Source organism: Oscillospiraceae bacterium (assembly GCA_015068525.1).
GTDB lineage: Bacteria > Bacillota > Clostridia > UMGS1840 > HGM11507 > SIG450.
In genome coordinates this window covers 1-15,104 of record SVKJ01000026.1, presented here as the reverse complement: position 1 = coordinate 15,104, position 15,104 = coordinate 1, and the positions used below count along the sequence as shown (strand labels likewise).

The following is a 15,104-nucleotide window of genomic DNA, read 5'->3' as shown; positions in this document are numbered from 1 at the left end:
TAAAATCAATGTCACAAGTAATATGCACTCTAAACCCCATCTTAGAAAAAACAATCGAATTAAGTCAATACATTCTTCCCTGAAGATAGAAGCAAATTCCCTTACTATTGATGAGGTCAGGGATGTTATTAACGGGAAAACAGTTTTAGGCGAAAAGAAAGAAATTCAGGAAGTAAAAAATGCATATGAAGCGTATGAGAAACTTCTTGAAATAAATCCCTTTGATATAAATGAGCTTAAAAATTTGCATGGGATAATGACAAAATATCTCGTAGATGAGTCAGGGGAGTTTCGTAAAGGCGAGGAAGGTGTTTTTAGCGGGGATAAATGTATTTTTATGGCCCCACCCGCAAGAATTGTGCAGGAACTTATGGAAAATCTTTTTGACTGGCTTTGCTGCAGTAAAGAAGAAGTGCATCCGCTTATTTTGTCGGCTGTTTTCCATTATGAATTTGTGTTTATACATCCTTTTTCGGATGGTAACGGAAGAATGGCGAGATTGTGGCACAGTGCTTTTTTAACAAAATGGAATCCGATATTTGAATATATACCAATAGAAAGTCAGATTGAAAAATTTCAGGCTGAATATTACGATGCTATTGCCAAGTGTCATATAGAAGGAAGTTCAAATACTTTTATTCTATTTATGTTAGAACGGATTGATAAAATACTCGACGAAATTACAGAACAAATTTCGGTATCTTCCGAAAATATTTCAGAATATGTAAAAAAACTTCTCAATGTGATGGAATTTGATATGCCATACACATTAACAACACTTATGGCACTTTTAGGGCTTAAATCAAAAGAAACCATAAGAAGGCACTATATTCATCCGGCGCTTTCACTTAACCTTATTCAAATGACTATTCCCGATAAACCGCAAAGCAGAAATCAAAGATATATAAAAAAATGAAAACAGTATGTGTAATCCGTATTATGTACAGTGGCAGAGATATTGAAAAATAATTATTATAAAATAAACCCGAAGTGTAATATTGTACGCTTCGGGTTTTATATGTTAATAATCAATTATTAAATCTCACAAAGTTACATCAATCATCTTTATTCTATTTCAACAATTCATCTACCGTTATATCAAGTATTTTTTATATTACAAATTCTTATTGTTTTCTTTAAGTTCTAAAAGATAATCTGATGTAACATTAAAGAATATGCAGAATGCTCGTATGTCTTCTATTGAGGGTTCATATTTGTTGTTTTCAATATACGATATTTTTCGTTGCGTCATATTTATAAGTTTGCCAAGTTCTCCTTGTGTTAAATCACGATCTTCCCGTAGATTTTTAATCTTTTCTCCCAGAGTTAATTCCATAATCGTCACCTCAAATAGATATTATCATAGACGGAAAATATCTATTGACTTTTAGACGGAAAATGTCTATAATTATTCTTGTACAAATTATAGAATATATACTAGGAGAAAAATATGAAAAAATCAATTATATTATTAGTCTTCACACATCTTGTTGCTGTTTTTATGGGAATATTTGTATTTTATATCGTTAGTAATATATCCGAAAATAATACAGGAGCGTGGTATAATGGGACTATTGATTTAAGCACATATAATGAAACACCTGAAATCAGGATGATGTCACGAAAATTTGGAGATTTAGATGCTATATATCTTTATCCGTCTGATTACATTGATGAAGATGGTTATTTAACTAAAGAAGCGTATGATAAAATACAATATGAAAACCTTGGAGTGTATTCTACCCCAACCGAAGCTCAAAAAGCGATTGTTAAACTTAATAAATATTTTCGAAAAACCAATGCCTCTGAATTATAGTAAAAAGTGCTTGCATATCGCAATACATTGTTGTATAATATAAATATAGGAGGCGATTTGTATGGCAAGAACATCAAATATTTATACTCGTGTTGAGCCTGAAATAAAAGAACAGGCAGAAAGAATTTTATCTCAGCTTGGGATACCAATGTCAAATGCGATTACAATTTTTTTAAGACAAGTAGTAATGCATAAAGGAATTCCATTCGATTTGAAACTGCCGCAAAATATGCCTGTATCTATTGAAAAACTTACAGAATCGGAGTTTAATACAGAAATAGAAAAAGGTTTTGATGATATAGCAAAAGGTAATGTTGCATCGGCTGATGATGTATTAAAAAGAATGAGGCAGGATTTTGGTATATGAAATGGATTGTAAATTATACAACTTCTGCTGAGAGTGATTTGAGGTGTATCTATGAATATATTTCAAATACACTTTGTGCTCCTGATACTGCAAAGAATCTTATAAGAAAGATTATGGATGAAATATCATCTTTGGAGGAAATGCCGAACAGATTTGCAAGGTATGATAATAAGCCATGGTACGACAGAGGTTTAAGGTTTTTTAGTGTCAAGAATTATATTGTGTTTTATCTTCCGAATGAGGAAACAAAAACAGTATCGGTAATCCGTATTTTATATGGTGGCAGAGATATTGAAAAGCAATTATTATAAAATAAACCCGAAGTGTAATATTGTACGCTTCGGGTTTTATATGTTAATAATCAATTATTAAATCTCACAAAGTTACCTCTTTTTAAATTCCTCTCCATTTATAAGATAATCTATTGAAACATTAAAATATTTTGAAAGTTTATTAAGCATATCAATACTTGGCTCTCTTTTTCCGTTTTCATAATGTGAAAGTGCTTCTCGTGATATATTTAAATCCATTGCAACTTTAAGTTGATTTAAATTGTTTTCTTTTCTTATTTGCTTTAATCCTTTCATAAAATCACCATTTTAAAACTAATAGTTTTATTTGTTAATTTCAGGGTTATCAGTTCTTCCTAATAAATAATCTATCGACACATTAAAATAGTCTGCAAGTAAAACCAATGTCTGATAATCTGCTTCGCGAATTCCTTTTTCATATCTGCTGATACTGTTTTGATTTAGTCCTAAATCCATTGCTAATTTTAGTTGCGAAATTTTTCGTTTAATTCTTAATTCCTTTAATCTCACAAAGTTACCTCAATCATCTTTATTCTATTTCAACAATTCATCTACCGTTATATCAAATATTTTTGAAAATGCTACAAGTTCAATATCAGTAACAAATCTTTTTCCACATTCTATCCTTTGTATAGCATTTTTATCCACATCGAGTCCAGTTAGTTGTAATCTGTCTGCTAACATTCGTTGAGAAATGTTTAAACCCTTTCTTAAATCTGCTATTTTCTTACCACAAATATTGTTAAGTCCATGATGCGTTTTATTTATAAACATAAAAATACCTCAAATATTATAATCAAATTTAGATAAACTTTATCGTAATATTTTTTTATGGTTTTCGGTATGGCTTTTTCTCATTTGTTAATCCAAGCAGATAATCGACACTCGTATTATAAAATTTTGCAAGTAAAATTAAAACATCTGTGGGAATATCCCTTAATCCTAATTCATATCTTGAATATGCTACCTGTGAACAGTGCAGGTATTCTGCCAATTCTCTTTGCAATAAATCGTTATCTTCTCTTAATTCTCTTATTTTTTCATACATTTTTATCACCATTTTTATTATAAGGAAACCAAAATGGTATGTTGACATATAAACCAAAATGGTCTATAATATATTTAAGTATTATGATTATGTAATTTTCTAGGAGAAAAATATGAAAAAATCAATTATATTATTAGTCTTCACACATCTTGTTGCTGTTTTTATGGGAATATTTGTATTTTATATCGTTAGTAATATATCCGAAAATAATACAGGTGCGTGGTATAATGGGACTATTGATTTAAGCACATATAATGAGATACCTGAAATCAGGATGATGTCACGAAAATTTGGAGATTTAGATGCTATATATCTTTATCCGTCTGATTACATTGATGAAGATGGTTATTTAACTAAAGAAGCGTATGATAAAATACAATATGAAAACCTTGGAGTGTATTCTACTCCAACCGAAGCACAAAAAGCGATTGTTAAACTTAATAATTATTTTGAAAAAAATTCCCATAAAATTTAAATATGTTATTGAAATTTTTAAGAATGTATAGTATAATAAACTAAAATAAATATCCGGGAGGAATTATTATGATTAACATTCTTATTGGCCCTAAAGGAACAGGTAAAACAAAAGTATTTATTGACATGGTAAACAAAGCTTTAGAAACTGAAAAAGGCAATGTTGTATGTGTTACTAAAGGGGACAGACATACATTTGATATTTCATCAAGTATCAGAATGGTTAACACTGATGATTTTGGCGTTAAATCATGTGACGAATTTTATGGATTTATCTGCGGTATGATTTCGCAGAACTTTGATATAACTCATATATTTATTGATTCTATTACAAAAATCACTAAAGTTACAGTTGAAGAAATTGATACTTTAGTTCCTGCACTTGAAAAACTTGCTGAAAAATTCTCGGTTAATTTTACAATCGCAATAAGTGCTCCGAAAGAAGAAGCCGGTGCAAATATCGGAAAATATATAGTTAATATATAATTATAAGAGGGGCAGGTAAGCCGAGTGTTCTTGAGAACAGAACACTCGGCAGTTTTATTCGCCTTATCACGCGAGTTATATTGCTTCGCAGTGATATTTGCTTTGCAAGTGGTATCCTGCTTCGCACAGTTTATAGCGAATAAAATACCACTAAAACGATAATTTTAATAGCACTTTTAAGTTATTAAAAATATAACTTTGTACGAAGTATAGAATATAACTTGAAAAAGCGATAAAATTGCAGTATAATAGTTATAGAGATTATATAAATTCCCCTTTTTTAATAATATTTAAACTTATATTTTATGGAGGTTTATAAATAGTTATGGAAAAACTTTATCAGGTTGTAATTAACGGAATGACCTATGACATTTTATCTGAGAAAGACGAAGAATTTATAAGAAAGATAGAAACTTATGTTAATGGTAAAGTAACTGCTATTATGGAACAAAATCCTAAAGTTTCTTTAGCTGTTGCATCTATATTTACTGCACTTAATGCTGCAGAAGATTTAGTATATGAGCAGGAAGCGTCTGACAGAATCAGGGCACAGGTTACTGAATATTCTCAGGAAGCGTATGAATTAAGAAGCAAAGCGGATGACTATAAGGCTAAATATGAAGATGCTCTTAGGCAGATTGAAAGGTTAAAAAATGGAATTTAAGCCGGAATTATTATCCCCTGCGGGTTCATTAAAAGTATTAAAAGCGGCAGCTAATGTAGGAGCTGACGCTGTTTATTTTGGACTTAATTCTTTTAATGCAAGGTATGGTGCAAAGAATTTTACATTGGAGGAAGCCCAGCAAGGAATTAATTATCTTAAAAACAGGGGCAAAAAGGCTTATATTACACTCAATACTTTAATTAAAGACAGTGAGATAAAAGATTTTGCATCTGAAATTAAAAATGTTGTATCTTTAGGGGCAGATGCTGTAATTGTTCAGGATATAGGAGCAGTATCATTAATAAAAGATGTGGCACCCGAACTTGAAATTCACGCTTCGACTCAAATGACCGTTCATAACCTTGAAGGTGTGGAGTTTTTATATAAAAACGGCATAAAAAGAGTAGTTTTATCACGCGAACTTTCTATGGATGAGATTAAATATATAAAGGAAAACACTGCCTCTGAACTGGAAGTTTTTATTCACGGAGCATTATGTGTGTGTTATTCAGGGCAGTGCTATATGTCAAGTTTCATAGGTGACAGGAGTGGTAATCGTGGAAGATGCGCTCAGCCATGCAGACTTAACTATGAACTTTCAGGGGAAAAGGGTACACTGCTTAGCCTTAAAGATTTAAATTCATTAAATTATATTGATACCTTTAAAAAATTAAAGATAGATTCACTTAAAATTGAGGGACGATTAAAAAACGAGTATTATGTTGCAACAGTTGTTGATGCATACAGACGTTTACTTGACGGCGAAAAACTTTCAAAAGAAGATATCGATTTAGTTAATAATATATTTTACCGAGGCGGTTATACGGATTATTTTAATGACTATAATAATAAAAAGATGTTCTGCTATAATAAGAATGAAAATCCGTACTCGGAGTATGAGAAGAAAGCGGAAGAAAAGTTTAAAGATATAATTTCAAAAAATGTTATCTCAAATTCAAATAAAACACCTCTTAATATGGAAATAACTCTTTATAAAGGTTCATATCCTGTCCTTTCAGGGTTTGCGCTCGGGAAAGAGGAATTTGTTACTAAAGATGAAGTTCTTGGTGAAGCTTTAAATGCTCCCGTGACAAAAGAAAAGGTTAAAGAGGCACTGTCAAAACTTAACGATACACCTTTTTATCTTAACGAACTTAAATGTAATATTGACGATGGTGTTTATGTGCCGCAAAAAACATTAAATGAGTTAAGAAGAAATTTATGTGAAAAATTAAGTTTGCAACCTGAAATGGTAGTAAATGACGTTTCTTTTGTTAATTTAAGAAGAAAAGAAACCGAACCTTCCTATATTGTCAGGGCTAATTTGCAAAGCCAGTTAAGTTGGGCAGACTCAAAGGAAGAAATTAAGTATGTTCTTGCAAATTATAATCTTGTTTTAAAGAACAAAGATTTTTTAGATAAAGAAAAAACGGTTATAACTTTACCTAAAATTATATCCCATACCGAAATGGATAAAGTTAAATCAAGAGTTAAGAAGTTGAAAGAAGCAGGCTTTAAATATGCGCTTTTAAGCAACATATCCCACTTTGAACTTTTGAAAGGTTTTAAACTTATGACGGATATTTATCTTAATATATCAAATTCATATTCGGAGAAGTTTTTAAAAGAAAATAATGTGTTTATGGTGGGGGCATCAAGCGAAATAACTTTTAAAGATATTTCGTATTTTATGAGTGATTTTCCTGTATTTGCTTTAGGATACGGATATATTGAATCGATGATTTTAAGAAACTGCATTAAAAAAAGTGTTCTTAACGAATGTGTAAAAGGGCCTTTGGAACTTACCGACAGAAAGGGCGAAAAGTTTATAGTAGATTGCAGGGAAGATTGCAGAAATGTTATTTTTAACCCGTACCCTGTTGTTATGAGCGATAAAAAAGAGGACTTTAAAAAAGCAGGTATAGATTATATTCTTTTATCCTTTACTTATGAAAATATGAAAAGATGCGAAGAAGTTTTTAATATGTTTAAATCCGGCGAAAATAACTTTGAAAAGTTTACCAGAGGGCATTTTATAAGGGGTGCTCTATGAGAAAGGGAGATTTTTTAATACTTGGTTTTATTATTTTTGTTTTTTTAATAAATGTTTTTTCACTTTCCTGTGTGGGGGAATATGATAACTTAAAATGCATAGTTAAAGTTGACGGAAAGGTTTTTAAAGAAATAAAACTTTCGCCCGATTATAATAATTATGTTGAAATAAATTCAACCTTCGGTTATAATAAAATAAGTATAGAGGGAAATAAAGTTAAAATTATTAAAAGTAATTGCGAAGATAAACTTTGTGTAAGCGAGGGAGCGATATCAAAGCCCCTGCAATCTCTTGTTTGTCTGCCGTCAAGACTTATAGTATATATTGAAGGGGATTCAGAACTCGATTATGTTTCGTACTGATAAATTAAGAAAAACTGTTTTTTTAAGTTTATGTATTGTATTTGCAACTGCACTGAGTTTTATAGAAAATCTTATCCCTGTATCAAGTATTGTTCCCGGAATAAAAATAGGCATATCAAATATTGTTATACTTGCAATAATTTACATTTACTCACTAAATGAGGGAGTAATGTGTGCCTTTTTAAAATCAGTCTTTTTGACAATGCTTGGCGGGAATTTATCTTCCTTTATATACAGCGTAACGGGAGGAATAGCATCTTCTGTTTCTATGGGAATTTTAAAGAGATTTAAAATATTCAGTCCTTTAGGCGTAAGTATGGCAGGAAGTTTCTTTCATATAACTGCGCAAATAACAGTTGCGTATTTTACGCTCGGATCATACACAGTATTTTATTATTATCCGCATCTTATTTTCTTTGGTACAATTTCAGGGATTATAAACGGATATTTAGTTAAATTATTATTACAAAAACTCGAAAGGAGAGTTTAAATATGGCTTTTTTAAGCAAAGATATAGGCATCGATTTAGGAACTGCGAATACTCTTATATATGTTAAAGGAAAGGGTATTGTATTAAGAGAACCTTCTGTTGTTGCTGTTGCAAGATATTCAAAAGAGGTTTATGCAGTTGGCTATGATGCAAAAGAAATGGTGGGTAAAACTCCTGATAATATCATTGCAATAAAACCTTTAAAAGACGGGGTTATATCCGATTATAAGATGACTTATGAAATGATAAAAAGATTTTTACAAAAAGTGTTAAAATCAGGCGCTTTTTCAAAACCACGCGTTGTTGCCTGCGTTCCTTCAGGCGTTACGGAAGTTGAAAGAAGAGCAGTTGAAGAAGCGGTTATTCAATCTGGTGCCAAAGAGGTTTATATTGTTGAAGAATCAATGGCAGCGGCTATCGGTGCTAATCTGACTGTTGCTGAACCTTTGGGAAATATGGTTTTAGATATCGGCGGAGGAACAAGTGAAGCGGCTGTTATATCTTTAGGCTCTATTGTCACTGCAAAAACCGTAAGAGTTGCAGGTAATGCTTTTGACGAAGCAATTGCCAACTATATAAAGAAAAAGCATAATCTTTTAATAGGCGAAAGAACTGCTGAAGAAATTAAAATTGCAATCGGTTCTGTATATAAAATGGAAGAAAATGAGCCGTCAATGGATGTAAGAGGAAGAGATAACCTGTCAGGTCTTCCAAGAAATATAACTGTAACAAGCGAAGAAATAAGAGAAGCACTTTCAGAGTGTGCTGAAATTTTAGTTGATACTGTTAAAGTTACTTTGGAAAACACACCGCCTGAACTGTCTGCAGATATTGTTACTCAGGGTATTACCTTAACAGGTGGCGGGGCATTCTTAAAAGGGCTTGACAGACTATTATCCGAAAGAACTTTATTACCTGTTAAAATAGCAGAAGATCCGCTTGATTGCGTTGCAAAAGGTACAGGTGTGGTTTTAGATACTATGGATACTTTGAAAATTGCGCAGAATGATAAAAAGAGATGGTAGGGAAGTAGATTGTTTTTAAGAAACAAGAAGTATTTTATTGTTATAGCGATTCTTATAATATCTGTTGTCGTTGTATATTTTAGTGCGATAGACAGGGAGAATACCTTGGCGTACGATAATGCTGTAGGTTATATTGTTGAGCCTGTAGCGAAACTTTTTAATACCATATCGAATAAAACTTCTGACTTTTTTTGCTATTTTAAAGATAAAAAAGATCTGGTAAATAAAAACAACGAACTTGACCATAAAGTTATGGAACTTGAGCACTTAAATTCCAAACTATCCTCTTTGGAAATTGAAAATGAAAGGTTGAGGTCGCTTCTTAATTTCAAGGAGCAGAATCCTGAATATAACCTCTCTGCGTGTACTGTTATATCCAAGGATACCTCTAACTATTATTCAACTTTTTTGATTGATAAAGGCTCAAATGACGGTATTAAAACAAATATGCCTGTTGTCGGCTCGAAAGGTGTTATAGGCTATGTGGTAGAAACGGGCAAAACTTTTGCCAAAGTCCAGACTATTATTGAGGGCGGAAGTTCAATAGGATGTGTCGTTACAAGAACAGGGAATACTGCAGTATGTGAGGGTAATTCTGCACTTTTGAAAGACGGGCTTATGACTATGATTTATGTTTCTAAAGAAATGAATCTTGTAGAGGGAGATATTGTAGAAACATCAGGTCTTGGCGAAATATATCCTAAGGGACTTTATATAGGAAGAATCAAGGAAATTGAAACTGAATCTGTAACCAAAACTCAATATGCCGTTGTTTCTCCTGTGGAAGACTTTAATTTTATACGTGAAGTTTTTGTTATAACCAATCATAACAAACTTTGATAAATTTTCAGAAGTTTTCATTCAATTTCAATATACTGACAAGGTGGGAATATGAACTCATTTTCTGCAAAATATAACCTTATAAAAACACTTGTATTTACTTTAATATTTTTTTTAAATCAAACTCTTGCCAACAGTTTAGAGATTTTAAATGTTGCCCCGAATTTTATATTTTCGGTTATTTTGTGTGCATCTTTAATTGAGAATGACACGTCAAACATTTATTATTCTCTTGCCTTTGGTCTTTTGTTTGATTTTTTTAATGGGAAAATAATGGGTGTTCATACAGTTTTGTTTGTTCTTATTCCTTTTGTTTTATCAGAATTTTATCATAATTATTTTGAAAATATGGTATCGGTAAAAACTTTGTTTGCATTTATCGGATGTTTGATGTACAGTTTGCTTTTTGCGATATTTTTCGGATTAAGAGGCGAAGGATTTTTAGATATTTTTATAAATGTTTCGCTTGTTGAACTCATATATAACAGCGTAATTACGATTATTGCTATTTTTATCTACAGAAAAATTATAAGTTTAAGAAGAACTGCCTGGAGGGTAAGATGATAAGGCGTAATAATTATAAAAACCGTTTTATAATTTTATATTGTATTTTAGGGATAATCGCTTTTCTGGTTATTGCCCGTCTTTTTATGCTTCAGGTTATTGACGGAAGTGAGTACAGCAAGATTACTGCAACACGTCTTTCAAAATCTATTCCCCAAAAAGCACCAAGAGGCGAAATTTTAGACAGGTACGGAAGACCTCTTGTTTCCAATCGTCAGGGGTTTACCATTACTATATCCAAAGTAAATTCGGATAATAAGGAACTAAATGATATAGTTTTGAAACTTATAAGCATCTGTGAGGAAGGTAATGTCAACTATATTGATACTATGCCTATTACAAAAGAGGCTCCTTATAAATTTACTTACGAAGAAAAAGAGAATATTGAAAAATTTAATAAATCCCTTAATTTAGCTAAAAACTTATCAGCCGATAATGTTATAAAAGAACTTTCAAAACGTTATGAAATAGATAATTCTTATAAAGAAGAAGATAAAAGAAAAATTGCGGGTGTAAGAAGCGAAATGGAATTAAGGCTTTTTTCTTCTCTTAATTCCTATACCTTTGCAAACGATGTCAGCATGGAGATTGTTACAAAAATTAAGGAAACAACCCATTCATTAAACGGTGTAAACATTTTAACCGAATATTTAAGAGAATATAACGAGCCTGGCATTGCTTCACATATTTTAGGAAGAGTCGGTCAGATTTATAAAGAAGAGTATGACGTGTTAAAAGACGAAGGTTATGATATAAATGCAGTTATAGGTAAAGACGGTATTGAAAAATACTGTGAGTCAATTTTAAAGGGGAAAGACGGGACTTTAAGCATAGAAGAAAATGAAACAGGGCATATAGTTTCTTCTGTTTCAACTTTAAAAGCAGTTCCCGGCAACGATGTTATTTTAACAATAGATTTAGAACTTCAGAAAACCGCCGAAAAAATGCTTAAAGAGGTTATAACAAACATAAGTTCCTACGGCGTGGCAAACGGTTATTCTGAAGGCTGGGATGCTGACAGCGGTGCGGCAGTTGTTATAGATATTCATACGGGCGAAATTCTTGCCCTTTGCTCCTATCCTACCTATAACTTATCAAGATTTAACGAAGATTATAATTATAATTATAAAAATCCTGCCAAACCATTCTGGAACAGGGCGATAGCGGGAACTTACGAGCCTGGCTCTACTTTTAAAATGGCAACTGCACTTGCAGGGCTTCAGTCAGGCGTTATAAACGAAAATACTACTATGACCTGTAACGGAATTTACAATTACTATGCACCAAGTTACACTCCTGCCTGCTGGAAAAGAGCAGGGCATGGGACACTTGATGTTATCGGCGCTATAGAAAACTCCTGTAATATATTTTTCTATGAAACAGGAAGGCTTACAGGCATTAACAGGCTTAATACTCTATCGAGGCAGTTAGGGTTTGGAAAGAAGACAGGAATTGAACTTCCCGAAGAGGTTAAAGGAATAGTGGCAGGTCCTGAATATGTTGAAAGTTTAGGCGAAAAATGGTGGCCGGGCGATACTATTCAGGCGGCAATCGGTCAGTCCAAGAACTTGTTTACACCTATTCAACTTGCAAATTATATAGCAACAATAGCAAACGGGGGAACAAGATATAAAACCCACCTTGTAAAAAGAGTAAAAGAATATTCAACCTCGAATATTATAAAAGAATATTATCCCGTAGCGGAGGAAAGCATTGAAATAGATGCTAAGCACCATAAACTGATTATGGAGGGTATGAAATCGGTTACCGAAGACGGAACGGCTTCTTCGGTATTTGAGGGATTTAATGTTTCAGTCGGTGGTAAAACAGGTACTGCCGAAGTGCCTAATGGCTCAAATAACGGAGTTTTTGTCGCATTTGCTCCTTATGAAAATCCTCAGATTGCAATTTCTGTCGTGGTAGAACACGGTTCACATGGTAATTCGATTGCTCCCGTTGCCAAAGAAATAATAGCCAAATATTTCACAGGTGACTTTTTGGAATATGTTGATAATAAACCTACTATGGAAATTTTAAGATAATTTTATGCGGTGCTATGCACCGCATGGACGTAAAGTGTGCAAATAAATAATATTAAATCAACTAATAATTTATCAAAGAAAAATTAAAAGCATCGGTATAATAAAATTTAGTTGAAATAAAGGGAGAATACGATATGGCAAAGAATAATCAAATAGAGGTAAAAGGCATAGATATAAGATTTAAAAAAATAAATCAGGACGAATACATATCTCTTACTGATATTGCTAAATATAAAAATCCCACCGATCCAAGATTTGCAGTATATAATTGGTTAAGAAATAAGGAAACACTAAGATTTTTATATGTATGGGAGGAACTGAATAATCCCGATTTTAACCGTATCGAATTCGATACGGTTACAAAAGATGCTGGAACTAATGCTTTTATGATTACACCAAGTCAATGGATTGAGAAACTAAATGGTATTGGACTTACAGTTTCGTCAGGGCGATATAATAGTGGGGTATATGCACATCAGGATATTGCTTTTGAATTTGCAAGTTGGATCTCGGCAGAATTTAAGCTTTATATTATCAAAGAATTACAAAGGTTAAAAGCTACTGAACAAAGAGAACTTGAATGGAACGCGAAAAGAGAACTTGCAAAGGTTAATTATCGTATACATACAGATGCTATCAAAGAAAACATTGTTCCTAATTTAAGCGAAAAACAGCTTACTTTTGTTTATGCCAATGAGGCAGATGTTTTAAATATGGCTCTGTTCGGAAAGACGGCAAAAGACTGGAGAACAGAAAATCCCGGAAAGAAGGGAAATATAAGAGATTACGCCACAATAGAACAACTTTTAGTGATTGCAAACATGGAAAGTTATAACGCAGTGCTTATCGAACAAGGTGTGTCCCAAAGAGAAAGACTTATTCAACTAAACATTATGGCAAAATCACAATTAAGAGTTCTTGAAAAGCAAAACGCATTGGAACTTTTGAAAGAATAAAAATAATATTGCATTTATTATAAAAATGTGATAGAATATTCCTTGAAGGTAAAAAAAGGAGGTTTTAAAGGTTGGCAAAAACGATTGTAATAACTTCCGGGAAAGGCGGAGTCGGTAAGACTGTTGCAGTTTCCAATATTGCCGTAGCACTTTCTAAACTTGGCAAGAGAGTCCTTATGGCAGATATAGATATCGGCCTTAGAAATCTCGATTTGGCAATGGGACTAAATGATATTATAGTTTATGATATTATTGATGTAATAGAAGGTAAATGTTCTTTCGATAAAGCGATTTTTAAACTTGAAAAGTATGGGCATCTGCACCTTCTTCCTGCAGCTCAGTCAACTGATAAAGATTTTTTAAATCCCGAAAATTTTTCTAAACTTTTTTCGGAGGTTGAAGATAATTATGATTATATTCTTTTAGATTGCCCTGCAGGTATTGAAAAAGGCTTTAAATCTGCTATCGCAGGAGCAGACCTTGCAATTGTTACATTAACTCCTGAAATGTCCTCTGTTCGTGATGCGGATAAGGTTATAACTTTACTTGAAATGGCATCGATACCTGAGATAAAAATTTTAATCAACCGTGTAAGGCAGGATATGATTAAAAGAGGCGATATGCTTACAATAGATGAAATTACCGATATTTTGGGCATTTCTCCCATCGGTATTATAGAGGAAGACGAGATTGTATTAAAAAGTCAGAAGAGAAATACGATTGCAGTTTTGGAATCTTCTTCAAAAGCAGGCAAACAATTTAGAAATGTAGCAAAAAGAATTACGGGAGAAAATATTCCGATTGTAAACTTAAAAAAAGAGAAAAGTTTTTTTAAATGGTTTTATTAATACGAAAGAGAGGGAAATATGAATATTGCACTTATTGCACACGATATGAAAAAGGAACTTATGGTACAGTTTTGTATAGCATATAAGCCTATACTTAAAAACCATAACTTGTTTGCAACAGGCACAACAGGTGGGCTTGTTTCGGATGCAACAGGTCTTAGTGTGCACAGATTCCTATCAGGTCCGCAGGGCGGAGACCAGCAGATAGGTGCAAGAATAGCATATAATGAAATTGACCTTGTGTTGTTTTTCAGAGACCCTCTTACAGCTCAACCTCACGAACCTGATGTTAATGCACTTTTCAGACTATGCGATGTGCATAATATTCCGCTTGCAACAAATGTTGCAACAGCAGAAGTACTTATAAAAGGTTTGGAAAGAGGCGACCTTGACTTTAGAAATATTGTTAATCCTAAAAACAATTTATAAAAACGGGATGTTAAAATTGCCCAGAACGTGCAAATAAGTAATAAACAAAAGATATAAAATCACGAAGAATTATTACAAGTGTTGTGCTTCAACCAAAAACAAGGTATAAATTGCTAAAGCAATTTATGGGTCAAATTATTTGCACTTTGAACGAATTTAACCTCTCGATGTATAGCATACACTTTCGGGTTAAATTCGTCCAATCTGAACAATTTTTCCTATCCCTTTATGTTAAATATATGCGGCAGTGCTGGAATCGGCAGACAGGCACGTTTGAGGGGCGTGTGTCTTTGACGTATGGGTTCAAGTCCCATTTGCCGCACCAAAAA

At 32.6% G+C, this 15,104-nt stretch carries 22 protein-coding genes and 1 tRNA gene; 18 read left to right on the top strand and 5 right to left on the bottom strand.

The features are described 5' to 3' along the window. Positions 1-916 (top strand): Fic family protein (locus E7419_07280; protein ID MBE7014989.1); only part of this gene is annotated, 916 nt, incomplete at its 5' end. Between the two features lie 198 nt (positions 917-1,114). On the opposite strand, the gene E7419_07275 is transcribed toward E7419_07280, so the two are convergent. Then, the gene (locus E7419_07275; GenBank protein MBE7014988.1) at positions 1,115-1,336 is read right to left on the bottom strand and encodes a helix-turn-helix transcriptional regulator; all 222 of its coding nucleotides are present in this window, start codon (positions 1,334-1,336) and stop codon (positions 1,115-1,117) included. Between the two features lie 114 nt (positions 1,337-1,450). Here E7419_07275 and E7419_07270 point away from each other — a divergent pair, with 114 nt between their 5' ends. From E7419_07270 to E7419_07260, 3 genes are all read left to right on the top strand, one after another. Beyond that, on the top strand, positions 1,451-1,816 hold the full coding sequence (locus E7419_07270) for a hypothetical protein (protein MBE7014987.1): 366 nt from the start codon (positions 1,451-1,453) through the stop codon (positions 1,814-1,816). Positions 1,817-1,877: 61 nt separating this feature from the next. After that, entirely contained in the window at positions 1,878-2,183 is a 306-nt protein-coding gene (locus E7419_07265; protein ID MBE7014986.1) for a type II toxin-antitoxin system RelB/DinJ family antitoxin, read from the top strand. After that, positions 2,180-2,494: a type II toxin-antitoxin system RelE/ParE family toxin gene (locus E7419_07260; protein ID MBE7014985.1), complete on the top strand. Its 315-nt coding sequence runs from the start codon at positions 2,180-2,182 to the stop codon at positions 2,492-2,494. The genes E7419_07265 and E7419_07260 overlap by 4 nt, the downstream gene beginning before the upstream one ends. Positions 2,495-2,566: 72 nt before the next feature. Here the strand turns inward: E7419_07260 and E7419_07255 are convergent, their stop codons facing one another. From E7419_07255 to E7419_07240, 4 genes are read right to left on the bottom strand one after another with little or no spacing between them, the layout of a single operon-like run. Next, entirely contained in the window at positions 2,567-2,770 is a 204-nt protein-coding gene (locus E7419_07255) for a helix-turn-helix transcriptional regulator (protein MBE7014984.1), read from the bottom strand. A gap of 27 nt (positions 2,771-2,797) precedes the next feature. Beyond that, positions 2,798-3,004, bottom strand: a complete 207-nt coding sequence (locus tag E7419_07250) for a helix-turn-helix transcriptional regulator (protein MBE7014983.1) — start codon at positions 3,002-3,004, stop codon at positions 2,798-2,800. Between the two features lie 24 nt (positions 3,005-3,028). Then, complete coding sequence (locus E7419_07245) at positions 3,029-3,268, bottom strand: helix-turn-helix transcriptional regulator (protein MBE7014982.1); 240 nt, start codon at positions 3,266-3,268, stop codon at positions 3,029-3,031. Positions 3,269-3,323: 55 nt separating this feature from the next. Then, complete coding sequence (locus tag E7419_07240; protein MBE7014981.1) at positions 3,324-3,542, bottom strand: helix-turn-helix transcriptional regulator; 219 nt, start codon at positions 3,540-3,542, stop codon at positions 3,324-3,326. 112 nt (positions 3,543-3,654) lie between these two features. Between E7419_07240 and E7419_07235 the strand changes: the two genes are divergently transcribed. The 14 genes from E7419_07235 to E7419_07170 all read left to right on the top strand — a co-directional run bounded on the left by E7419_07235 (position 3,655) and on the right by E7419_07170 (position 15,100). Continuing rightward, positions 3,655-4,017 (top strand): hypothetical protein, encoded by a 363-nt coding sequence (locus E7419_07235; GenBank protein MBE7014980.1) that lies wholly within the window; start codon positions 3,655-3,657, stop codon positions 4,015-4,017. A gap of 68 nt (positions 4,018-4,085) precedes the next feature. Continuing rightward, positions 4,086-4,502, top strand: a complete 417-nt coding sequence (locus E7419_07230; GenBank protein MBE7014979.1) for a hypothetical protein — start codon at positions 4,086-4,088, stop codon at positions 4,500-4,502. A gap of 325 nt (positions 4,503-4,827) precedes the next feature. Further along, positions 4,828-5,166: a cell division protein ZapA gene (locus E7419_07225; GenBank protein MBE7014978.1), complete on the top strand. Its 339-nt coding sequence runs from the start codon at positions 4,828-4,830 to the stop codon at positions 5,164-5,166. Beyond that, positions 5,156-7,219, top strand: a complete 2,064-nt coding sequence (locus E7419_07220) for a U32 family peptidase (protein ID MBE7014977.1) — start codon at positions 5,156-5,158, stop codon at positions 7,217-7,219. Before E7419_07225 ends, E7419_07220 begins: the two co-directional genes overlap by 11 nt. Next, complete coding sequence (locus tag E7419_07215; protein ID MBE7014976.1) at positions 7,216-7,581, top strand: hypothetical protein; 366 nt, start codon at positions 7,216-7,218, stop codon at positions 7,579-7,581. Before E7419_07220 ends, E7419_07215 begins: the two co-directional genes overlap by 4 nt. Next, positions 7,568-8,071 (top strand): Gx transporter family protein, encoded by a 504-nt coding sequence (locus tag E7419_07210; protein MBE7014975.1) that lies wholly within the window; start codon positions 7,568-7,570, stop codon positions 8,069-8,071. Before E7419_07215 ends, E7419_07210 begins: the two co-directional genes overlap by 14 nt. A gap of 2 nt (positions 8,072-8,073) precedes the next feature. Beyond that, positions 8,074-9,096 (top strand): rod shape-determining protein, encoded by a 1,023-nt coding sequence (locus E7419_07205; GenBank protein ID MBE7014974.1) that lies wholly within the window; start codon positions 8,074-8,076, stop codon positions 9,094-9,096. A 9-nt stretch (positions 9,097-9,105) separates the two neighbouring features. Continuing rightward, positions 9,106-9,936 carry a rod shape-determining protein MreC gene (gene mreC / locus E7419_07200; GenBank protein MBE7014973.1) on the top strand — a complete coding sequence of 277 codons (831 nt, stop codon included), beginning with the start codon at positions 9,106-9,108 and terminating at the stop codon, positions 9,934-9,936. A gap of 51 nt (positions 9,937-9,987) precedes the next feature. After that, positions 9,988-10,500, top strand: coding sequence for a rod shape-determining protein MreD (mreD, locus tag E7419_07195; protein MBE7014972.1), 513 nt, complete (start codon positions 9,988-9,990; stop codon positions 10,498-10,500). After that, positions 10,497-12,542 (top strand): penicillin-binding protein 2, encoded by a 2,046-nt coding sequence (mrdA, locus tag E7419_07190; GenBank protein MBE7014971.1) that lies wholly within the window; start codon positions 10,497-10,499, stop codon positions 12,540-12,542. Before mreD ends, mrdA begins: the two co-directional genes overlap by 4 nt. Before the next feature lie 134 nt (positions 12,543-12,676). Then, on the top strand, positions 12,677-13,498 hold the full coding sequence (locus tag E7419_07185) for a KilA-N domain-containing protein (protein ID MBE7014970.1): 822 nt from the start codon (positions 12,677-12,679) through the stop codon (positions 13,496-13,498). 71 nt (positions 13,499-13,569) lie between these two features. Further along, positions 13,570-14,346, top strand: a complete 777-nt coding sequence (gene minD, locus E7419_07180) for a septum site-determining protein MinD (protein MBE7014969.1) — start codon at positions 13,570-13,572, stop codon at positions 14,344-14,346. 18 nt (positions 14,347-14,364) lie between these two features. Next, positions 14,365-14,775: a methylglyoxal synthase gene (gene mgsA, locus E7419_07175; GenBank protein MBE7014968.1), complete on the top strand. Its 411-nt coding sequence runs from the start codon at positions 14,365-14,367 to the stop codon at positions 14,773-14,775. A 241-nt stretch (positions 14,776-15,016) separates the two neighbouring features. Next, positions 15,017-15,100, top strand: a tRNA-Leu gene (locus tag E7419_07170). Positions 15,101-15,104: the final 4 nt, after the last annotated feature.